Origin of the sequence: Polaribacter sp. Asnod1-A03, assembly GCF_045063585.1 — a bacterium.
Taxonomy (GTDB): domain Bacteria; phylum Bacteroidota; class Bacteroidia; order Flavobacteriales; family Flavobacteriaceae; genus Polaribacter.
In genome coordinates, this window is sequence record NZ_JBEFOE010000009.1 from 778,410 (window position 1) to 801,990 (window position 23,581).

Here is a 23,581-nt window from a genome sequence, read left to right on the forward strand (position 1 = left end):
ATTTAATTAATATTATTCCAATTTAAATGAGTATCAGATTCAATATCTTTATTCGCTTTTTTTCCCAAAATTTCATTAAACTTATTTGCTAAAATCTCTCCTGTACCTGGTCTTTTTACCCAAATATTTTCTTTTGTAAAAATTTCTCCTTTTCTTATAGGTTTTATTGTTACAACAGTAGCAAATGCAAAATCTATGGTAACTTGTTCTTCTTTAGCTGGCTCTTTTGTTCCTCCACGCATTTGCCAAATTAAATTACTTCCGTTTATTAGCTCTTTACAATCTTTTTCATCCATAGAGCAAACAATATCAGGTCCTGTTCTTTGTTTATGATCTGTAAAATGACGTTCTAAAATTGATGCTCCTAATGCAACAGCACCCAAACAAGCATGATTTGTTAATGTATGATCTGATAAACCAAAAACATTTTTAGGAAATGCTTTTGCTAATTCTTGCATAGCACCATATCTTACTAAATGTACTGGTGTTGGGTATAAATTAGTTGTATGTAACAATGCTAAAGGAACCTTTGCTTTTTCAAAAATTTCTACAGCTATAGAAACACTTTCTATTGTATTCATACCTGTACTTAATATTACTGGCTTACCAAAAGAGGCTATATGTTCTAATAATGGATAATTATTACATTCTCCAGATCCTATTTTATATGCAGAAACTCCCATTCTTTCTAACCTTTCGGAAGCTGCTCTAGAAAAAGGTGTTGAAATAAAAATCATCCCTTTACTTTCTACATATTCTTTTAATTCAAGTTCATCTTTTTCATTTAAAGCACAACGCTTCATTATTTCATAAATAGAAACGTTTGCATTACCTGGAATTACTTTTTTTGCTGCTCCACTCATTTCATCTTCTACAATATGAGTTTGATGTTTTACACATTCTGCACCTGCTTTAAATGCAGCATCTACCATTTCTTTAGCGACTTTTAAAGAACCTTCATGATTGATACCTATTTCTGCTATAACAAATGGAGGATATTCATTTCCAATTTTTCTTCCTTGAATTTCAATAGTGTTTTTCAAAATATATATTTTTTTTAAAAAATGTTTATGAACCTTATTAAATAAAAAACTTAATACGATTAAAAGTTTACTTTTTCTATTATAATTTAACTCAATAAATACCTATTACTTAAACTTTCTTTTGCTTCTTCTATATATAAAGTAATATTTTTACACCAATCATCAAGATTATAAAGACTGTTTAAATCTATATTTTCATCAGATTTTTTTTTCCCTAAAGACGATAAATTCTCTATTGTTTCTTCAATTGCAAATATCCAATTATCTTTTTTATTTGGTCCATCTATTAGTCTACCTAATCTACCGTATTGTAAAACTTCTGGTATTCCTCCTTGATTAGAAGCAATACAATAGCAACCACATTTTAATGCTTCTGCTAACACTAACCCAAAACCTTCTTTCCATAAAGCAGGAAATAAATAAATGTCTGATATTTGATAATATTTAGGTAATAAGTCATTAGCAACACTTCCTAAGTTTATTACCCCTGGTATATTTATTGTACGCTTAGTTCCGATAATTAACAGAACAATATTGTTATTGTATTTATTATAAATATCTATCCAAATCTCTAAAATAAAATCAAGTCCTTTCTTTGGTCTATCTTGTGAACACCATATAAAAATAGTTTTATTTTCTATATTTAACTGCTTCTTAACATTATTTTCATTATTATTTTCTAAAAGTTTAAATTTATTACTATCTATCCCATTATGTAAAACTCTAACTTTAGGTGTAAATACATTATAATAATTTAAAAAAGCATTATAAGACGAGTTTGTTAAAAAAAACATTTCTTCTATACAACTAAAAAATTCTTCTCCTTTAGATTTTCCATAAATAATATCATAGCCATGGTAAGCATATTGAATATAAAAATTTTTTCTATGATAATTATTTTCTAAATAATTATTTAAAGGAATTATAAGACCCGAATTATCTACAATATGAATCAAATATTTTTTATCAGAATTATCAATAATATTTTCTAGAGCATCAAAATAATTTGAAAACCTATCTAGTCCAAATAATTTATTTTTTATTTTATTTAAAGTTGATTGAGTTTTTAAAAAACTATACTCTACTTTAAATTTTCCATTTGGTGCTGGACAAATAATATAATTGAACGAATTATTGTTTTTTAAATAACTCGAATACATAACCGTCCAACTACCTATTTTATCATAAGGTAATGGAATTGGGCTTATTAAAATTGTTTCAACTTTATTGTTCATCATAACTTCTAAAATTAAATTCTGGAAAATAAAAATACTTATATCCTCTTTTAAAAAAAAGAAGGCTAAAAAACCCTAAAAATAATTTAAAAAAATACATGATATTTAAGTTACTATAAAAACAATATTTAATTAAGTATTTAAAATATTTAATTGCAAAAACTACTTTCTTTAAAGTATTTTCTTTATTAACTTGAAATAAAGAATAATAATTTACAGACTGTCTATAAAAAATATAAGAAAGTATTTTTTTTGTATTAATACCTCTTTTTTTTACTACACTAAAAGCTTTATCATAAAATTTAAAATTCGATAATTGAAGCTTAAAATTTTTTGTAAAGTTTTTTGTAATACTATTTCCAACTCCTTCTCTACTTAAAAACAATGCTTCATCTAAGTAGTTATATTTAGGTTTTTTTGATAAAACTCGAAGATGAAAATCTCTTTCTTGAGATCTTAATAAAGATTCATCAAATAATAAATTATTTTCATTTAAAAAACTACGTCTCCAAAGTGGTGATGCTGTATCAAAATATAGCCCATTAAGTAGATAATCTTCTAAATAATTGTTAGAGTTTAAAACAAAAGGTTTTTCTGTTTTTTTTATATTATCCACAGAGCCTGAAAAAAGTTTACTATAACAAGCACAAAAATCTAATTCTTTATTATTATTTAAAACTGATATTTTATTTTCTAAAAAATCAGGAAGCATTATGTCATCACTATCAAACCAATTAATAAACTCCCCTTTACTAATTTCAAATCCGTAATTTCTAGATGCATTACCTCCTTTTAATCTTTCTTTAGGTCTTTTATCAAATTTAAACCTAAAATCACTTTTTATATAATTATCAATTATTTCATTTAAATTATCAGTACTACCATCATCAACAATAATACATTCCCAATAAGAATATGTTTGTTTTTTAATACTATCTAAAGTTTCATGAATTATATTAGCTCTGTTATAAACAGGTATAATTATAGAAATTAATGAGTCATGATTTTTCATAATAAACTATTATACTTTTAAATAGTGAGATCCCTTAGACTTATTTGTATTATAACTTTTTATGATTTTTTTCTCTGATGATTTTAATATTTTAAATTTTTCTAACTCACCAAAGGCTGAGCTAAATCTAATAGTAAAAATATTTTTAAGTATTTGTTTACAAATAAATAACTTTTTATTTCTTATTTTAAAATCTATGTTTTTTTTATTAACATCTCCAAAATTTATTTTAAAACTATTTACTAATTGCTTGTAATATACTTCTGAATATTCTTTTAAATAAGTTTTTTTTCTAAACTCCCTATCATGAATTACCTCTGTTTTAGAAACCACTCCTATCTTATAATTATGAAATAACATTCTTTGACATAAATTGTCATCCTCTCCATATAAAAAAAACATAGGGTCAAATCCACCTACTTCTAACAAGCTTTTTTTAGAAACTAACCAAGCTGCTGCATTTACAAAAGGAACATCATAAATTTCTTGTAATTTATTATTCAGAACATAATCTGAAAAAAAGGAATTATTACTTGAACTATGTAAATAGTATGAAAATTTCTTATCTAATAAATTTCCATTTTTATTAGTATGTATTGGACTTAGAACCCCATAATTTGGATTCTTAGAATGTATTTCTAAAAGTCTTTCTAAAGCATTGTTTACAATATACGCATCTTGATTTAATAAAAAAACATAATCACAGCCTGCTTTTATTGCATAAGATATTCCTATATTATTTCCCTTACCAAACCCTAAATTATCTTGTTGAGGCAAAAGAATTACTTCTGGATAATTTGTAAAAATATAACTAACCGTTTCATCTGAAGAATTATTATCTACTACAATAACCTTATAATTAATACAACTATCTAAGCAATCTTTTAACCAAGTCATTGCATTATAGGTAACAATAATAATATAAACTTCTTTCAAACCTAAATTGAGTATTAATTTTAAACTAATTCTTTTATAACATTATAAATTTTAGGTGATTGTTCTTCTACCGTAAAATTTTTAAAACTTTTATGAGCAATTAAACCGTCTTCTATTATTTTTTGGCGATCATTAAAATAATTAATAACTTCTTCTGCCATACTAGTAACACTTATATAAGGTACAATTTTTCCTCCTCCCTTTTCTAATAATACTTCTTCTGTCCCAGTAGCTCCTTTAAAACATATTATTGGCTTTCCTAAATTACCAACTTCTATACACACTAATGGAAAAGGATCTTCTCTTGATGTCATTAAAAATATATCAAACAGAGTAAACTCTTCTTCTGGTTTTTTAAATTCACCTTTAAAAAATACTACTTTTTCTAAATCTGCTTTAATAATATCAGCCTCTAATTCTAAAAGTAAATTTTTATTCGCTTTTTTTCCTATCCAATGAAATTCAATATCAGAATTTGGTAATCTTGTCATCACTTCTTTCGCTACAGAAACAAATAAATCATACCCTTTTCTATGATTCATATTACCAGAAGCTCCTACAATAAACTTTTCTTTGTTATTTTTCTTTTGTATTTCTAAAGAATCAATTCTTCTTAATTTTGAAAAAGGATGAATAATTCTTGTCTTATCAATTGAAACATTATAATTATTAATAATATTTTTTTGGACAATAGAAGAAACACAAATAAATAAATCTACTGATTTATTATCTTTTAAAAAACTTGGACTATATAACTTTATACTTACATTTAATTCATGTAAATGCAAAATAAGTTTAACATTAGTAAATTCTTTTTTTAATTGAGATGAAATCTCTAAACTTAAAATAGAATTTGCAAAAATTAAATCATAACCCTGTGCTTTTAAAACATTTATTAAACCTTTTTTACTTTCTTTTTTGGATGTTGTTCCTTTAATTTTATAGAAAACTTTATTAAAAATTGATTCTTTTTTTTTCTTAAATAGATAGAAATTGTCTGAAACCTCTTTAAATTCGTTATCTAAATCTCCAGATGCTAGACTTAAACAATCTATTTGTATATCTGATTCAAATAATTTTAACCATTTAAGAAAGTTTAGTAATACTAAAGGAGCTCCTGTTCGGCTTGACTCATGAGTAATAAAAAGTATCTTTTTCAATTTTATTATTTTATTATTTTTTTTAAACCAACATATACTTTTGTTAAATATAATACTACTTTACTTGGATTAGGGTTTTTATAATGAATTAAAAGGTTTGCATAAACATAAAAAAACCTTAGTGGTGTATATCTTAAACAAAACTTTAAAGCATGTGGTGATTGTACATCATACTCACCAACTATCATACTTGATTTATTATTTTCTACAAAAACAAAACACCCTAAAAACTCTTCTATTTTTATAGTTTTAAAGAAATAAAAAGCTCTTAACAGAAACCAATAATCCATAGTATAATGCTCATCTACAGGGAAATTTCCTATTTTTTCTTGTACTTTTCTTTTGTACATATAACTAACAGGGTTTAAAGGAAACCTTCCTTTAAGTATAGATAAATCTTTCCAAGAGATTGTAACATTTGTTCTTGGTTCTTTTATACCTTTTTTTTCTACATGTAAATTTCCTACAACTATATCTGTATTAGGATTTTCTTCAAACGCCTTAATTAAAGTAAAAAAAGCTTTAGGATAAAAATAATCATCCGAATTTAAATAAACAATAAAATCCCCTGTGCACATTTTAAAAGCTTTATTCATTGCATCTGATTGCCCTTTATCTGGTTCAGAAACCCATTTTATATGATTATATTTTTTTAAAACTTTTACAGTATCATCAGTAGAACCGCCATCAATAATTATGTGTTCCCAATTTTTATATGTTTGGGATAACACACTTTGAATACTACGCTCTATATAATTTCCTGAATTAAAATTTGGAGTTAAAACACTAATTTTCATTATTTAACGTTTATATTATTTATATAAAATACTCTTATATAAATCTTCGTATGCTTTTGCTTGTACACTTAAGTTATATTTATTGAAAGCCTCTTTATAAATATCTTTTCTTTTATATTTATCTATACCTTCTAAGAATTGATTAATACTCTCTACTAATGACTCAACACTAATCTCATTAGTTATCAAACCATTAAATCCATTTGTAATCATATCTGGGATTCCACCTACAGGAAACCCTATTACAGGTGTACCACACATTATTGATTCTAAAACTGTATTTGGTAGATTATCCATTAAAGAAGGTATTACAAAAACATCTGCAGCAGAATAAGCCAAACTCATTAAGTTATCATCTTTTAAAACACCTAATTGTATAATGTTAGAAAAATTAGATTTTAATTTATTTTTACCTATCACACATAAAACAACATCTTTATTATTTATACTTTCAATAGCCTTTTCTAAAAAAACAAAGCCTTTTCTATTAGCAGTTACAGAATCTGCCACAAAAAGTATCATTTTTTTATCTTGAGGTATCTTAAAGTGCTTTTTTGCTTCTCTTATATCTTTAGGTTTATATATACTTGTATCTATACTGTTAGGAATACAATGTATTGGCCTATCTTTAAAAAGATCACTTTCTTTTGCTTTATTTGCCAACCATATAGACGGTGATACTATGTGTAAATTTTTTACATTTAATAAAGCTTCTTTTTTAATTTTTTTAATTTTTCTAAAAACATAAACTTCTTTAGATGATATTATTCTTTTTTTCGGAAATCCATTTTCATTAATATCTAAATATATTTCTTCATAATGTTCTCCTCCAGAAAAAGGATTCATATCATGCAAAGTCCAAACAACAGGTTTTGAATTTTTTTCAAAGAAAGTTGAAAAATCTAAAAAATCTGAAACCCAATGTAAGTTAATAATATCAGCTTCTTTGTATAAAGGAGATGAAGTAATATCAAATGATGAGTTTGGAAAACTAAATAATTCTAAATTTTTTGATCTTTCTTTTAAAAATTTATCATAATCAGATTTAAAAAAATCATATTTCTTGAGTTTTCTTATGATTTTAAAAAGGTATTTTTTGAAAATTATATATTTTTTTGGTTCTAAAACATGTGTATCTAAAGTTAAATCATTTTTTCTTTTTAAAAGAAAATTAACATCAGTACCTCTTTCTCTTAAACCATTTGCTAGCCTTAAGCTTGCTTTAGCAGCACCTCCGTTATCATATGTATTTACTATAAGTACCTTCAAATTATTTATATTTCACTGTAATTTTCGATTAAATCCTCTAAAGTTTTTTTGTTCTCTAACATATTCATTTCTTCTAAAAACAAATGTATCTTACCTCCTAATGTGTAATCTATAGCAACAAAATTAGTATTAAGAGTATGTGCAAATAAAACAGAATGAAATCTCATACAAATATTTAACTTAGATTTTTTCATTACCTGTACAATACTATCTACAGTAGAAAGTTTTTTATTTATAAAAACTCTATTATCACTAATAAAATATTTGTCTACAAAATACCTTGAAAAATCTCGGTCATCGCTACCTACAACAAAATTATGCATATGATGAAATTCAATTCTATCTACATTTAATTTATCTGCTTCTTTTTTAATTAAATTAGCAATAGATAACTCAAAAAGCATCTTTTTTTCATCAAAATCTTTTCTTTCACCTAAAAAATATTCAAAAGTCCAATCCCTTAAATAACAACTTAATATATTTTCTTTTTCTTCTATAAAATTATCTCCTATTTTTTTTATAAAACCTTTAGCTGGATCTCCAAAAAAAGTTGCTTGTTTATCAAAATTATAGTTGTCAAATATTTCAATACTTTTTCTATCTCTTAACTTTGTATCATCAGATAATTGACAAATTTCTTTAACCGCTTCTGAAAACAAATGAGTCTTAAGAGGGCCAATACCACAACCAAAAATTGTTGTTTTTTTTCCAAATTTTTTAGCTACTTTAAAACCTATATATGGAACGTATAATTCATTTAAATCCATTAATGGTCCCCCTCCCATAACGACTTCATCTGAACTTGCAGAATACCTTAATAAATCTAAATTACTTGTTGAAACTACTTTCGCATCAATATTTAATTCTTTACAAGTTCTATGAGTTATAAAAGGATATAAACTACCTATAATAAATTCTATTCGCCCATTAAATTTTTCTTGATAATAATTTAATATGCCTCCAAGAATAGCTTTATCTCCTACAGTTTCAGTACCATACCACCCAAATATAAAGACTCTATAGTTATAATTAACTTTGGGTATTTTTTTTAAAAAGAATGATAGGTTTGTTGCCAAATCTGCTTTAGAAACTGTTAATATCTTTTTGTAATAGTAATCTTTAATTTGTTCTAACTTTTCTTTATAAGTAATCGGAGCATGATAATCATGTATACATTTACTACATTTATCTTCAAAAATTTTTTCTTTTTTTGAAAAATTTTCTTTGTAAACCTTTAATGAAGAATCTTCAAGTCCATTACCTATATCTGCTGCTTGTGGTGCACAATAATTAATCTGTCCTTTAGATCCTAAAACAATACCATTATTATGATAAGGACAACCAATTAAACGATCACCTCCTAACAATAAGTTTTGTATACTACTATATGTTCTTTTATAATCTGCATTCTTTTCAAATCTAAATTTAATTTTTTCAAAAAATATAACTAGATTATAAGCTTCATCTTCATCAAAATTACGTATTACCTTTCCTCTATTCTGATTATATAAGCGATTAATTGTTTCTGCTATTCTAAACCTACCATAAATACCATTCTTTTCTGCATAATATAAAAGATCATCTGCATCCCAAGCATTTATTTTAGAAATAGTAGCTCCAAAAGCTACAGGGATTTTTAGTTCATTTTTAAAGTATTTTAATACTCTAATAGCAGATTCAAAATTTCCTTTTACACCTCTTACTTTATCATGTGCCTCATTAACTCCATCTATAGAAACCATTGCTGAAAAATGAATTCCATTTTCCTTACATAAATTATTTATATTTTTAACAGTAGATTTTACATCCTCTTCTTTAATTGCATTAGTTATAATACTAAGACCTATTAAATTGGGTAATACTTTAATTAATTTTTCATAAACCTCTAAAAGGTCTTCTCTTAGAGTAGGTTCTCCCCCTGTTACCCCAACATGTGTTAACTCTGAATATAATGGGTCTGATAAGATTACCGCTAATTGATCTGGAGATATTTCTAACTCTTCATCTCTTCTCCAAATATTACACATCGTACATTTAGAGTTACAGCTATCAATAATGTTTAGATTTAAAACTTTTGGTTTCTTATCTATATTTAAAATAAACTTTTCTTGTCTTTTTAACTTAACTAATTCTTTAAGCTGACTGTAAATTTTTTTTAAACTATTAATATTCATTTAAAAAGCTACTTTAGTATTATTTTAAAGTCCAATTTAAAACAGGGTGAACACTACCTGGCCATTTTTCATTAAATCCAAAACCTTTATTTTCCATACTTTCTACTTTTATATTTAAACAATTAGTAGTCTCGAAAAAGTATTTCTTACCTGGTATTGCTCCACTAACAGCAATTATATAATTTGAATTATTTAAAAGAAAGCTAGGTATCTTTACAGTAAGAATATTAATTCCGACATCAATACCAGTGTTAGTAACCCCAAAGGAACTACTTACAAATACAATATCATCTGATAATGTTTTAACTATAAGGGCAAATCTAGAGTTTTCTATTTTTTTTAAAATTTTTAAAGTAATCTTCACTGTTAAACTTTCATCATGAAAATAATTACACCTAATTCTACCTTTAGAATCCGAGCAAGAAACTTCTATAAGTTTTACATCATCATCTCCTATATTATTATTTGAAAAATCAAATACTCCTTGAGACCCCATACTATTAAGTCCATTATTGTTTTTATAAAACTCAATAGCATCGTTTGTAGACCCCTCAAAAACAGACTCTCCATTATCTAAAACAACTCCTCTCTTACATAAGCTTTTAACCGCTGCCATATTATGGCTTACAAACAATACTGTTCTACCTTCTGAATTAGAGATACTCTGCATTTTACCTATAGCTTTCTTTTGAAATTCGGCGTCACCTACAGCTAAAACCTCATCTACAATTAAAATATCTGGTTCTAAATGTGCTGCTACGGCAAAAGCTAAACGCACTTTCATACCACTAGAGTAACGTTTTACAGGAGTATCTATGTAACGTTCACAACCAGAAAATGAAACAATTTCAGCTAATTTAGATTGAATCTCTTTTTTATTCATTCCTAGAATAGCCCCATTTAAAAACACATTTTCTTTCCCTGTCATTTCTGGATGAAAACCTGTCCCTACTTCTAATAAAGAAGCAATACGCCCTTTAGATTTAATAGACCCTGTTGTTGGTCCCGTAACTTTTGAAAGTATTTTTAAAAGAGTAGACTTCCCTGCACCATTTTTACCTATAATACCAAGAACTTCTCCTCTTCTTATTTCAAAATTGATATCCTTTAACGCCCAAACATATTCAGAATTACCTTTTGTTCCTCTATTATTAGATTCTCCAATTTTTAAATACGGATCTTCTTTACCTCTTATTCTTGAAAAAAAACGATTTAAATCATGACTAATAGTTCCTGTTCCAACAGTTCCTAAACGATATTGCTTAGATAAATTTTCAACCTTTAATATTATATTATTTTTTTTATCCATTAAATCGTATCTATAAAAGTTTTTTCTGTTTTATTAAAGATTAATATTCCTAAAAAAAAAATAATAATTGCAAATATTATTGTGTAAATAATTCCAAAAAAAGAAAAAGTACCACTATCTAAAAGAATAAATCGACCAAATTCAATTAAATGTGCTATTGGATTTATGTCTACAATCCAAGAGTAATCAGTACCTTCTTTAATGCTTATAAGTTTCTCTCTCATTAAATCCAAAGGATACATTACCGCAGATAAATACATTAATAATTGAACTCCAAAAGATACTAAAAAAGTTAAATCTCGATATTTAGTAACCATAGATGAAATAATCATCCCTAATCCTAAACCAATCATACCCATTATTATAATCAAGAATGGTAAAAATAAAATGTATTTATTAGGAGATATACTAGATCCTTTATAGTAATAATAAATATAAAAGCAAACAAATATAAAGACCTGAATACCAAACTTTAATAAATTAGAAATCACAACAGACATTGGCATTATTACTCTAGGAAAATAGACTTTACCAAATATTGCTTCATTTTTCTTAAACGTATCTGAAGTAGCAATGAGACATTCTTTAAAATAGTTCCAAATTGTTATACCAGCTAAATTGAATAAAAAAGGAGGTATATTCCCTGTTGAAATACCTGCAATATTATTAAAAACTAATGTAAAAATTATTGAAGTAAATAACGGTTGAATTAAATACCAAAGTGGTCCTAAAACAGTTTGTTTATATACTGTTACTATATCTCTTTTTACAAAAAGGAATAATAAATCTCTATATCTCCATACTTCTTTTAAGTTTAAGTCTAATAAATTATTTTTGGGAGTTATTTCAAAAAGCCAATCTTTTTTTTCCATCTATTAAATTTATAGTTGTAAATAAATATAATTAAATTTAATGAGTGAAGTCATAAATTATATTTAAAATAATGACTTTACTAAAATTACAAGAGGGAAGTATTGTTATATTATGGGCAAATATACTAAAAAACCTTAATTTTAATACATAATATCAACTTTATAGAAAGTTACGTTATTCTCTTTTTCTCTACAAAAAACTCTTAACACCTAATTCATAACTCTTTAAACCAAACCCTAAAATAACCCCCTTACAAACGGGAGATAAAAAAGATTTATGCCTAAAAACCTCTCTTTTATGTGTATTTGAAATATGTACTTCTACAACAGAAGTAGTTACACCACTAATAGCATCTGCTATAGCCACAGAAGTATGTGTATAAGCACCTGCATTCATTACAATCCCATCATAAGAAAATCCTACTTCATGAATTTTATCTATCAAAGCTCCTTCACTATTAGACTGAAAATATTCTAATTCTATATCAGTATATTTTTCTTTTAAAGATTTAAAATACTCTTCAAAAGTTAAAGAACCATAAATTTCTGGTTCTCTCTTTCCCAAAAGATTTAAATTCGCCCCGTTTATAATTATAATTTTCATATAGCTAAATTACAATTTTTTTTACATAAAAAAACGGAAACAAAATGCTTCCGTTTTTTTAAATTTAAATTTATTTTTTTTCTAAAGTCCAAACATTACACCTAAACTTACATTAGAAAAATTATATCCGTCGTTATCAATACCTGAGTAAGATAAATTTAACTGAGAAGAACTTCCTATTTTATATCCAATCAATGGTCTGTAATAAACCCCACCATCGTTACCTTCATTTAAACCAACTGCATAACCAAGATTTGCACCTAAGACAAAATCCTCTGAAACATTAAATCTTGCGGCACCAGAAATTGGTAAGAAAGACGTATCTGAACCTTCTATAGTAAGGCCTCCTAAATCATATTCTTTTCCAAAAAAATGAGAATATTGCACAGAAGGACCAACAGTAACTCCCTCATAAACAGGAAACATGTAATTTAACTCTGCTCCCATTGCAAAACCAGAATAATCACTAACGTCTCCTGTTGGAATTCCTAAATTAAAACCTCCATTTAAAACACCTTCTTGTGCATTCACTTCATTTAAACTAACAATTGCCAATAAAGCAATAAAAACTAATTTTTTCATACTGTTTATATTTTTAAATTCGATCACAAAACTATAGTAACAAAAAGGTCTTAATGCGCTTTATAGATGTAAAAATTAACTCAAATGATTTTTAATCTTTTCAATTTAAATCCATTTTTAGTCTCTAATTTGTTTGATTTAATTATATTCATTTATGATTTGGATTGATGCAATAAAAGATTTTAAGCACTACTTAAAAATAGAGCGTGGTTTATCTCAAAATACGATTGATAGTTATACTCGAGATTTAGAAAAACTCACTTTATTTTTAGATGAAAATAAAATGAGCCTCTCTCCTATTTCTATTGATAAACTTTCTATTCAACAATTTATTTATGAGGTAGCTAAAAAAGTAAACCCCAGAAGTCAGGCAAGAATAATTTCTGGTTTACGTAGTTTTTTTGATTATTTAATTTTTGAAGATTACAGAGAAACTAATCCCACAGATTTAATTGAAGCTCCAAAAATTGGAAGAAAATTGCCCGACACTTTATCGGAAGATGAAATAAATGCACTCATTTTTGCTATAGATTTAAGTCATCCGCAAGGAGAAAGAAACAGAACTATTTTAGAGACTTTATATAGTTGTGGTTTGCGTGTTAGTGAACTGATTACTCTAAAAATTTCTGATTTATTTTTTGATGAAGGTTTTATAAAAGTGACAGGAAAAGGAAATAAAGAGCGTTTTGTACCCATACATTACAATGCACAAAAATATATTTCTATTTACATTAATGAAATTAGAACTCATTTAAAACCTGCTAAAGAATTTAGTGATACGTTATTTTTAAACAGAAGAGGAAAAGGGTTAACCCGCCAAATGATATTTACAATTTTAAAAGATTTAGCCATTAAAATCGATTTAAATAAAAAAATAAGTCCGCATACTTTACGCCATTCTTTTGCGACTCATTTATTAAAAAATGGTGCAGATTTAAGCGTAATTCAGCAAATATTAGGACACGAAAGTATTACAACGACAGAAATATATGTGCATTTAGATAGAAGTTATTTAAAAGAAATTGTAGAAACTTATCATCCTAGAAAATAAAAGACAGGCTTCAAAATGGAATACACATTATTACATGCTACCTTCTAATTATTTTTTGTAACTTTAAATTGCTCTTATCACAAGTATAAACAAAAAGTTCAATTTACTTGTTTTTAAAAAATACTACAACTTTTCTAAAATTATACTAGTTTATTTTAAAATAAATACTAGAATAGTTATACAAAAATACTAGTACTTTAACAAAACACATAGGTAAGTTTGCGTTAAATATTACTTATAAAAGACAAAAAAGTTAGTAAGAAATAACAAATATTCTTACTAACTTTTTTTTATGAAAACTGAATTTTTACTACTCTTCTTTTATAAAAGAGAAAGGTTTTCCTATAGAATCTGTAGCAATTTCTAAATCTAATAATTTTGTAACAGAAGCTGCTATTTGGTTTGTATACAATTGTTCTTCTTTAGTAATTTCTCCTTTTGATTCAATTTTATCGCCAAAAGCAATTACCCAAACTTGGTCTGTATCTTTTACATTATTTCCGTGATGTTTCCAAGTTGCCAAAGGTTCTGTACCTCTACCATGATCTGTTGTAACAATAAAAGTAGTTTTACCTTTATAAAAAGCATCTTGTTGTGTAAAATACCAAAGTTTTTTAATAAAATTATCTGTTCTATTTGCCGATTCTAAATACGAATCATATTCGCCATCATGTGCAAAATCATCGGTTTCTCCGTAAGAAATATACACTAATTTTGGATGCTTCTTCTTTAAAGTTTCTATTGCATAATGGTGTGTAAAAACATCTAAACGAACAGTTCCCCAAGGACTTGGGGTTTCATCTTGTAATTCATTTAAAAAAATTTCTTTATCTGACAAATCATCTCCTTTTGCTTTTCTAAAACCAGCATTTACATACAAACCACTTCTTTCTTCGTTAATGATAGACGGAAAAACATCCCAACTACCAAAAGCAGCAACTTTACCTTTATAAGCTTCTGATTTTTCTGCAATTTCTAAAATTGTTGTATTCGGATTTGGAATTTTATCGTTACTAAAAATGTTTTTATCATCTGCTTTACCCGTTAAAATTTCACTATAACCAGGATACGAAAAATGCATCCCGTTGGTTAAATTTATTTTACTTGCTTGTAAACGATTACCATGAATTTGTCCCATTACAGCAACTTCACCCCAAATAAAAGGGAATAAAACTTCTCTTCTTTCAACTGCAGATTCACGCCAAAATTTCTCTTTTAAACCTTTTGTATTCGTTACATATTCTTTGTTTTCGACCAATAAAGAATCAGCTCCAGAAAATAATTCTTGCCAACGTAAACCATCCAAAGTAATTATAAAAACTTTAGAAGTGTCATCTTTTTCTAAAGCTTCTTTTTCCTTTTTTTCTGATGAACAAGCAGCAATTAATAAAATAAAAAAGACTACAGATGTAAATTTTATAGCTTTCATTATTTAGCGGTTTTAAACGTTTTTACTGTAGACCAATCACTCCAATTTAAAAACTGATCTCTATAACGCACACGTACAAAATACGTAGTATTATTTTCTAATTTTCTATCTAAAATTTCATCAGATAAATCATCATCCTTTTGTCTGTTTTCTCTGTAATACCAATTTTCGTGTTGTTTCCAAGAATTGTATATTATTTTAGAAAAATCTTCTGTTGTTGATGCTTGCCAATTAGAAGCTGCATGAAAAGCATCTTTTTTATCACTTTTAAAAGAATTTGCTTTTAAAACTACTTTATAAATAGGTTGATTTTCTTTACTAAAATCAGCTAAAATTGGTTGATTAGGTTGAATCGTTTTCTTAAATACAGTAATACTATCTCTTAATTGATTGTCTCTAAACTCAATATTATTACCTCTACTAATTCTTTTTAAAGTAAAAGAAGGATTTTCTTTATTTGGATCTATCGTTGCCAACACAAAACCATATTCATCTTGTGTAACTGTAAATTCGTCATAATCTCTTCCTTCAAATTCTCCCCAATTATCAATGGCTCCACCAGCAGAAGCTACATTTACCCACAAATGTTTGTGTTCTTTAGATTGCCCTCTAGAATATCCGTGCGTATGACCAAAGAAATGCAAACTTGGTTTATTGGCTTTTTTAGTAAATTCTTCTAATAGCTTTACTACTTTTCCTGTAAAATTTTCCTCTCCAGGAATCCATAATTCTGATTTATGAGGATGATGTAATTGTGCAAAAACAAAATCAATAGCATCATTTTTAGCTGTTTTTTCTAATAACTCTTGCAACCAAACTAATTGCTCTTTCATATTTCTATAACCATCATTAGAGTCTAAACCAATAATTCTGGTATTTGCATAATCTTTAAACCACCAATGTTCTGGATATTCTGGATTTCCGTTTTTAGGCAATTGAAAATATTTAAAATAATATTCAGAATTTCTTTCATGATTTCCAGGAACTGGATACACTGGCACTTTAGAAAATAATTTTTCTGATTGTTTAAAAAAATGTTCTTCCCATTGTTTAAAATTAGTTCCTCTTTCTACTAAGTCTCCAGGAATAACTACCATTGCTAAATTATCTGAAATATCTCCTTCATAATTTTCATCAAAATAAGTCAATACTCCTTCTTCTACAACTTCTTTAAACTTCGTTGGATGTTGCCAATCGTATTGCATATCGCTCATCGCCACTAAATTTATCTTTTTGGTAACACCAGAAAACGGAGGCGTTTTAAATTGATAAATTTCTGAAACTGCTTTGCCTGTTTGTACTTTGTAATAATAAGTGGTAAATCTTTTTAATTCTGATAAAGAAACTTCATGAACTCTTTTATCTGTAAAATTGATATCAAAAGCAGTTCCTTTTGTTTTATTTTTTAATTTATTTTTACTTAAACCCCAGTGCACAATAGATTCTTCTCCAGAATCTGTTTGCCACATAATTTTGATGGATGTTGGTTCTGCATCTTGTAAATAAGGTTTAATTTCAATTTTCTGAGCCAATAAAAATTGAGTTAAAAACAGAAAAACAAAACTTAAAATGTAATTTTTTTTCATTTTTTTATAAATTAAAATAAGACCGTAATAAAATTACGGTCTTATAAATTAGTGTTTTATATTTACTTTAACCACCAAGTTAGCTCTCTAATTCCGTCATTAGAAGATCCAAATTGTCTTGTTATTGCTTCTGTTACATTTACAGAATTGTTATTGTATTCGTCTAAAGGATAAATCCATCTTGTTGGAGCCGTACCAACACCTAAAGGAAATAATGGATAACCAGTTCTTAAATGATCAAAATACATTCTCCATCCACCTTGTAAAAACGAAGTTAAATACTTTTGTGTAATAATTAAATTTATTTTTTCTGCATCTGTAGTTGCATTTTCAAAATTTACAGAAGCACCTGAAATATAACTAGTTGCTTCAGTTTCTGTGTAATATGTTTCGTAACCTTTTGCATATGTATTGTAAAACTTAAAATTAGCTTTAATTCCGTTTTCATAAAAAGTTTGTGCATTTGCAGAAATCCATCCTTTTACTGCAGCTTCTGCTAAAATAAATTGAACTTCTGAATAACTTAACAAATTATGCGCTTCTGCTGTTGGATCTGCTGTATATCTATCATTTACCTTAGAAACTTCTCCTGCAGCAGCTAATAAATTAACCTCATTATAAGGTAATACTGGGTTACCACCGGCATAAGAAGAAAAATCATTAATAGCTAAACCTGCTTCTTTTGCATTTTTAGTTTGACCAGCAATTGCAAATAACCTTGCATCTTCTCTTTCTTTTAACATATCTACAAAAGTAGATGCCATGTATAAACCAGAACCATAACTACTAGAATTAAATTCTGTATATCTAGAATCTACAACGTCTACAAATTCTAATCTTGCACTTTCTTCTGAGGCTTCAATAATAGATTCTGAATTATAAATAGATGCAAACTGACTTTTAATAGCAACAGAAGAGCTTCCTTCTTTTTTAGAAAGGGTTAATAAAACTTTTAAACGAAAAGAATTTACTAACTTTTTCCATTTACTAACATCTCCATTAAAAACAGGATCTCCTGTAATAATATTTGTACCATCTAATAAAGAATTGGCTTGCTCTAACTCATTTAAAATCCCTACAAAAACGTCTTCTTGTGTGCTATAACTTGGTTGATAAACATTTTCTGTTTCTCCTTTTAAAGCTTCTGCATAAGGAACATCACCAAAAGTTAACGCTAAATTATAGAAATAATATGCTCTAAAAAAATAACCAATACCTAAGTAAGAATCATCAGAAATTCTTTCTGCTTCTTCCATCATTTTAGTTACTTGTCTTAAGTTATTATAATCTCCAAAACCTGCTCTGTCCCATTTATAAAACTGAGAAGTATTTTCTCCGTCAGTCTGCACAATCATTCTAGAAGCATACATACCGTCTCTTCCTTCTACCTGAAAAGCTGTTGTTATAATGTTTGTTAATAATAAGTCTGGGTGAGTTTCACTTACATTGTTAGGATTGTCGTTTATATCTAAATCTTCGCAAGAAGAAAAAGCAACAACCAATATCAGAAAAAATATTTTTTTAAAATTGTTCATTTTTATTAAAATTTAAAAGTTAAACCAAGTCCTAAATATCTTGTAGAAGGATCTTGTAAATTATCATCATCTCCAAAATCTGGATCAATAATATCTGCTTTTTTCAAGATAAATAAGTTGTACCCGTTAAAGCTTGCATTCAATTGTTTTACACCTTTTATGTTTGCTAATTTGGTTAAATCGTAACTTAAAGACACTGTTCTTAATTTTAAATAAGATCTATCAAAAACATTGGCAAACTTTTTACTTTCTTTCTCAGTAACTTGTGCTCTATAAGGATAGTTTTGAGACCAAGTTTGCCAGCTTACAGGCGTAGAATGTGTTGCGTAAGTTCTAGTATCTGAAGTAATATTACCGTTTAAATCTCTTTGTACAGAACCACCAGTTACGTTTACGGCATCAGGAATATAAACTGTTCCAATTCCGTTTGCATATTCTGAATCTCTATACTCTGTAGAGTTTGGATGTTTACCACCCCACCACATTTTTTCTACAGTTAAAGATCTCATTAAACCTCCCCAAACACCATCTATACCAACTTTTAAAGAAAAGCCTTTGTATTTAAATGTATTTTCTAAACCAAATCTCCAATCAGGGTTTTTATTTCCAATATTTTGTTGATATGGGTTTCTTGTAGGTAAACCTGTATTGGCATCAATAATTAAATCTCCATCAGCAGATTTTTCCCAAACTGTTGCATAATAAGCATCTGTTCTATCGTTTAATCTTAAGCTATTGTATTGCTCTGCACCTTCATCTAATCTTGTTAAACGTTGTACTTTTTTAGACCAGTTTGCTAAAACATCCCATCTAAATTCTTCGTTTTTTATAGCCGTTGCTCTAACAGAAACTTCAAATCCGTTGGTTGTAAATTGATGTGCATTCTCTTTTCTTGATGAGAAACCAGATCCTAAAGAAATTGGTAAATCTATAATTGAATTTTCATCAATTGCATTGTAATAAGCAAAATCTAAACCAATTCTGTTATTTAAAAATCCTGCACTAAATCCTAACTCTACATTGGTAGTTAAAGAACCTTCTATATCTGGATTCACTAAACTACCAGAATATGATAATTCTGAACTTCCATCAAAAGAACCTGCATTGTCATAATAAGAATTGATTTGATACGCACTTAAAGATCGTTTTACTTGTGCCCAAGAACCAAATACTTTTAAATAGTTAATAGATTCTGGTAATTTAAACCATTCGGATGCCATTGAACTTAATGAAACTGAAGGATAAAATAAAGAATTATTGTCTGTTGGTAACGTTGAGTGTTTATCTGTTCTACCCGTAAATGTTAAAAATAATTTATTGTCAAAATCTAATTCTAACATTCCGTACAAACTATTTACAGATCTTTCAGAAAAATCGGTACTTGCAATAACATTTCCTTTTGTATTATTTAAACTATACAACTCTGGTACAATAATACCATCTGTAGCGTTATATTCTTGTTGATATTTATGATATTCTGATGATGCACCAACATTTGCATTTAAAGAAAACTTATCCGAGATTTCTTTGTTATAATTTACTAATACATTATAATCAACATCAACCGTATTTGTATTCCACGTTTTGTAATCTCCATCTCTTGGATCTCCATAATTTAAATATGATTTAGGACTTTTTCTATCTTCAAATCGATCTTTAATTACAGCAGAACCTGTTGCTTGTACACTAAAATCATCTGAAATTTGATAATTTAATTTTAATTGACCATTTAAAACATTAGAATCATACTTTTGAGTTAACTCATGAGCTGCAAAATATACATTGTTGTACCAAGCATAATTAAAGTTTGCTTGTCTGTATCCTTCTTGACCAGTAATATATCTATGTTCGTTTAATTCTTGACCATTAACATCATCTCCCATCCAAATTAAAATAGTATACATGTGGTTTTTAGGTCCGTAACCATGTCTTGGGTAATTTGGAGAAAACACTTTATTATACGCTAATTTGCTATCTAAGGTTAATTTATCTGATAATTTTGTTGATGAATTAAAAGTTAAACCTCCTGTTTTTAAACTCGCATTTGGCACTCTATCTGTATGCGATTTATAATTACCAGATAATCTGTATGAACCATTTTTTGTAGAGTTTGTTACAGAAAAAGAAGTTGTATTTATAACACCTGTTCTTAAAAAATCTTTTAAATTATTATGATATTCCCAAGCAATTGGTACTCTAGAATAACGAGATTTATCATCATATTTTGTACCACTTACATCTCCCCACCAAGGAGTAATTTCGCCAGTTACATTATCTTTTATAGGACTATTCCATTGTGCTATTTCTACTCCAGGTTCAAATTTTGGACCCCAGATCATATCGCCATCAGAAATACCACCATCTTGTCCGTCCCAAAATTCATACTGCCCGTTAGAACCATTTCCATATTCTGTTTGAGTTTCTGGAAAAACAGTAAAACCAGCACTAACCATGGTATTATGAGAAACTGTTATTTCTAATCCATCAGATTTCTCGCCTTTAGAAGTCGTAATTTGTATTGCTCCGTTTCCTCCTCTATAACCATATAAAGCAGATGCAGAAGTACCTTTCAAAACCGTAATATCTACAATATCATCAGGAGAAATATCATAAAAATCTGTACTAACAGGAATTCCATCCACAACAATTAAAGGTGTTTTACCTCTTAATGTAAAAGAAGGAGCTTGAAATAAACCTGTTGGGTTACTTACGGTTAAACCCGCTACTTTACCTGTAATTAAACCTGCAGCATTGGGTGCAACAACTTCTTTAATTGTAGAAGCTTCTACTTGTTGTGTTGCATAACCTACTTTTTTTTGTGATCTTTTAATCCCTAAAGCTGTTACAATAACTTCATTTAAAGAATTTACTTCGGGTAACAATGTTATTGTAATATTATTTTTATTACCTATTACAATTTCTTGACTAATATAACCAAGGTAAACTACCTTAATTTTACTTTTTTCGTCTTTAAACTCTATACTAAACTTTCCATCAAAATCTGATGTAGTCCATTTAGTACCATTTACTAAATTTACACTTGCTCCTGGTAAAGAAGCGCCTGTTTCGTCTATTATTTTTCCTGATAATACTTGCTGACTAATAGCAGCTGTACTGAGAAAAAATAACATTAAAATTAAAAATTTACTTAAAAACTTGTGTTTCATTTTGTGTTTGTTTGGTTTGATTATTTAACCACAAAAGAAAAGTTATTAAGTAAAATTAACGTTTAATAAATATTAGGGAATTGATGCTTAAACTTAGAATAAGCTTATGATTTGGTTATGAGAAACATCAATATACTCAAAAAATTAACGTTAATTTAAGAAGGTAAAGCATAAAAAAAACCTTGAGTAAATACTCAAGGTTTTTTTTGTTATTATATAAAAATAAAACTATTTAGCCACGTTAACCGCTCTAGTTTCTCTAATCACAGTTACTTTAACTTGTCCAGGATACGTCATATCATTTTGTATTTTTTGAGAAATTCCAAAAGATAACTCTGCAGCTTTAGCATCATTAACTTTTGTACTTTCTACCATAACACGTAATTCTCTACCAGCTTGAATAGCATATGCTTTTTGAACTCCGTTAAAACCAAAAGCTATATTTTCTAAATCTTTTAAACGTTGAATATAAGAATCTAAAACTTGACGTCTTGCTCCTGGTCTTGCTCCTGAAATTGCATCACAAACTTGAACAATAGGAGAAATTAAACTCTTCATTTCAATCTCATCATGGTGAGCTCCAATTGCATTACAAACATCTGGTTTTTCTCCATATTTTTCTGCCCACTGCATACCTAATAAAGCATGAGGTAGTTCACTTTCTGTATCTGGTACTTTACCGATATCATGTAACAATCCTGCACGTTTTGCAACTTTTGCATTTAGTCCCATTTCTGCTGCCATCAAACCACAAAGGTTTGCTACTTCTCTAGAGTGTTGCAATAAGTTTTGACCATAAGAAGAACGGTATTTCATTCTACCCACAGTTTTAATCAATTCTGGATGCAATCCATGAATTCCTAAATCGATGACAGTTCGCTTACCAACTTCTATAATTTCTTGATTAATTTGATTTTCTGTCTTCTTTACTACTTCTTCAATTCTTGCTGGGTGAATTCTTCCATCAGTAACCAATTTATGCATAGACAAACGAGCAATTTCTCTACGAACAGGATCAAAACAAGATAATATAATTGCTTCTGGAGTATCATCAACAATAATTTCTACACCTGTTGCAGCTTCTAAAGCTCTAATATTACGTCCTTCTCTACCTATAATTCGTCCTTTAACGTCATCAGACTCTAAATTAAAAACAGAAACACAGTTTTCTACCGCTTGTTCTACTCCAACTCTTTGTATAGTTCCTAAAACAACTTTTCTAGCCTCTTGTTCTGCTGTTAATTTAGCTTCTTCTACAGAGGTTTGTATGTAAGCCATTGCCTCAGTTTTAGCTTCATCTTTTAATGATGATACCAATTCTGTTTTAGCTTCTTCTGCAGACAAACCAGAAATTTGCTCCAACATATCTACATGACGTTTGTGTAATTTCTCAATTTCTCCTTCTTTATTTTCTAAAAAGTCTAATTTTTTATTAAACTCGCCTTCTTTTTGAGCTAAAGACTTGTTTAATCTCTTATTTTTATCAACTTCTGATGCTACTTGAGACTCTCTATCTCTAATACGTTTTTCTACATCAGAAATCTTTTTTTCTCTTCCTAAAATTACTTTTTCATGCTCAGATTTTAACTCTATAAATTTTTCTTTAGCTTGTAAAATTTTATCTTTTTTTACAGATTCAGCATCAATTTTAGCTTCTTTTAAAATTGTATCAGCCTCTTTTCTGGTAGCACTAAGGTGTTTTTTTCCTTTTGACTTCTCTAAAGTTTTAGCAATTATATATCCAACTGCTATACCTATTAAAACTCCCACAATAATTGAGAGTATTATTTCTCCATTCATAATTTAAATTTAATATATAA

18 protein-coding genes are annotated in these 23,581 nt (G+C 27.6%); 1 reads left to right on the plus strand and 17 read right to left on the minus strand.

What is annotated here, in order from left to right:
• Positions 1-2 precede the first annotated feature (2 nt).
• The 12 genes from neuB to ACJJVY_RS03985 form a co-directional block, all read right to left on the minus strand.
• A complete protein-coding gene (neuB, locus tag ACJJVY_RS03930; RefSeq protein ID WP_405605384.1) occupies positions 3-1,043 on the minus strand; it encodes an N-acetylneuraminate synthase in 1,041 nt (346 codons plus the stop codon).
• Positions 1,044-1,129: 86 nt separating this feature from the next.
• Positions 1,130-2,281, minus strand: a complete 1,152-nt coding sequence (locus ACJJVY_RS03935) for a glycosyltransferase family 4 protein (protein ID WP_405605386.1) — start codon at positions 2,279-2,281, stop codon at positions 1,130-1,132.
• On the minus strand, positions 2,268-3,290 hold the full coding sequence (locus ACJJVY_RS03940; RefSeq protein ID WP_405605388.1) for a glycosyltransferase family 2 protein: 1,023 nt from the start codon (positions 3,288-3,290) through the stop codon (positions 2,268-2,270). Before ACJJVY_RS03940 ends, ACJJVY_RS03935 begins: the two co-directional genes overlap by 14 nt.
• Before the next feature lie 9 nt (positions 3,291-3,299).
• Positions 3,300-4,226 carry a glycosyltransferase family 2 protein gene (locus ACJJVY_RS03945; RefSeq protein WP_405605390.1) on the minus strand — a complete coding sequence of 309 codons (927 nt, stop codon included), beginning with the start codon at positions 4,224-4,226 and terminating at the stop codon, positions 3,300-3,302.
• Between the two features lie 20 nt (positions 4,227-4,246).
• Positions 4,247-5,386: a glycosyltransferase family 4 protein gene (locus ACJJVY_RS03950; RefSeq protein WP_405605392.1), complete on the minus strand. Its 1,140-nt coding sequence runs from the start codon at positions 5,384-5,386 to the stop codon at positions 4,247-4,249.
• 5 nt (positions 5,387-5,391) lie between these two features.
• A complete protein-coding gene (locus ACJJVY_RS03955) occupies positions 5,392-6,183 on the minus strand; it encodes a glycosyltransferase family 2 protein (protein ID WP_405605394.1) in 792 nt (263 codons plus the stop codon).
• Between the two features lie 15 nt (positions 6,184-6,198).
• A complete protein-coding gene (locus tag ACJJVY_RS03960; RefSeq protein WP_405605396.1) occupies positions 6,199-7,452 on the minus strand; it encodes a glycosyltransferase in 1,254 nt (417 codons plus the stop codon).
• Positions 7,453-7,457: 5 nt separating this feature from the next.
• A complete protein-coding gene (locus ACJJVY_RS03965; protein ID WP_405605398.1) occupies positions 7,458-9,626 on the minus strand; it encodes a polysaccharide pyruvyl transferase family protein in 2,169 nt (722 codons plus the stop codon).
• A 19-nt stretch (positions 9,627-9,645) separates the two neighbouring features.
• Positions 9,646-10,935, minus strand: coding sequence for a polysaccharide ABC transporter ATP-binding protein (locus ACJJVY_RS03970; protein ID WP_405605400.1), 1,290 nt, complete (start codon positions 10,933-10,935; stop codon positions 9,646-9,648).
• Positions 10,935-11,807, minus strand: a complete 873-nt coding sequence (locus ACJJVY_RS03975) for an ABC transporter permease (RefSeq protein WP_405605402.1) — start codon at positions 11,805-11,807, stop codon at positions 10,935-10,937. Before ACJJVY_RS03975 ends, ACJJVY_RS03970 begins: the two co-directional genes overlap by 1 nt.
• Positions 11,808-11,997: 190 nt before the next feature.
• A complete protein-coding gene (aroQ, locus tag ACJJVY_RS03980) occupies positions 11,998-12,411 on the minus strand; it encodes a type II 3-dehydroquinate dehydratase (RefSeq protein ID WP_405605404.1) in 414 nt (137 codons plus the stop codon).
• 81 nt (positions 12,412-12,492) lie between these two features.
• A complete protein-coding gene (locus ACJJVY_RS03985) occupies positions 12,493-12,993 on the minus strand; it encodes a hypothetical protein (RefSeq protein ID WP_405605406.1) in 501 nt (166 codons plus the stop codon).
• Positions 12,994-13,147: 154 nt separating this feature from the next.
• Between ACJJVY_RS03985 and xerD the strand changes: the two genes are divergently transcribed.
• Positions 13,148-14,044 carry a site-specific tyrosine recombinase XerD gene (xerD, locus tag ACJJVY_RS03990; RefSeq protein WP_405605407.1) on the plus strand — a complete coding sequence of 299 codons (897 nt, stop codon included), beginning with the start codon at positions 13,148-13,150 and terminating at the stop codon, positions 14,042-14,044.
• A gap of 310 nt (positions 14,045-14,354) precedes the next feature.
• Here xerD and ACJJVY_RS03995 read toward each other — a convergent pair whose 3' ends face one another.
• From ACJJVY_RS03995 to rny, 5 genes are all read right to left on the minus strand, one after another.
• Positions 14,355-15,473: a phosphoglyceromutase gene (locus tag ACJJVY_RS03995; RefSeq protein ID WP_405605409.1), complete on the minus strand. Its 1,119-nt coding sequence runs from the start codon at positions 15,471-15,473 to the stop codon at positions 14,355-14,357.
• Positions 15,473-17,059, minus strand: a complete 1,587-nt coding sequence (locus tag ACJJVY_RS04000) for a fibronectin type III domain-containing protein (protein ID WP_405605411.1) — start codon at positions 17,057-17,059, stop codon at positions 15,473-15,475. Before ACJJVY_RS04000 ends, ACJJVY_RS03995 begins: the two co-directional genes overlap by 1 nt.
• 62 nt (positions 17,060-17,121) lie before the next feature.
• Positions 17,122-18,594, minus strand: a complete 1,473-nt coding sequence (locus ACJJVY_RS04005; RefSeq protein ID WP_405605413.1) for a SusD/RagB family nutrient-binding outer membrane lipoprotein — start codon at positions 18,592-18,594, stop codon at positions 17,122-17,124.
• Positions 18,595-18,599: 5 nt separating this feature from the next.
• Entirely contained in the window at positions 18,600-21,761 is a 3,162-nt protein-coding gene (locus ACJJVY_RS04010; RefSeq protein WP_405605415.1) for a SusC/RagA family TonB-linked outer membrane protein, read from the minus strand.
• A 228-nt stretch (positions 21,762-21,989) separates the two neighbouring features.
• A complete protein-coding gene (gene rny / locus ACJJVY_RS04015; RefSeq protein ID WP_405605417.1) occupies positions 21,990-23,561 on the minus strand; it encodes a ribonuclease Y in 1,572 nt (523 codons plus the stop codon).
• Positions 23,562-23,581 lie beyond the last annotated feature (20 nt).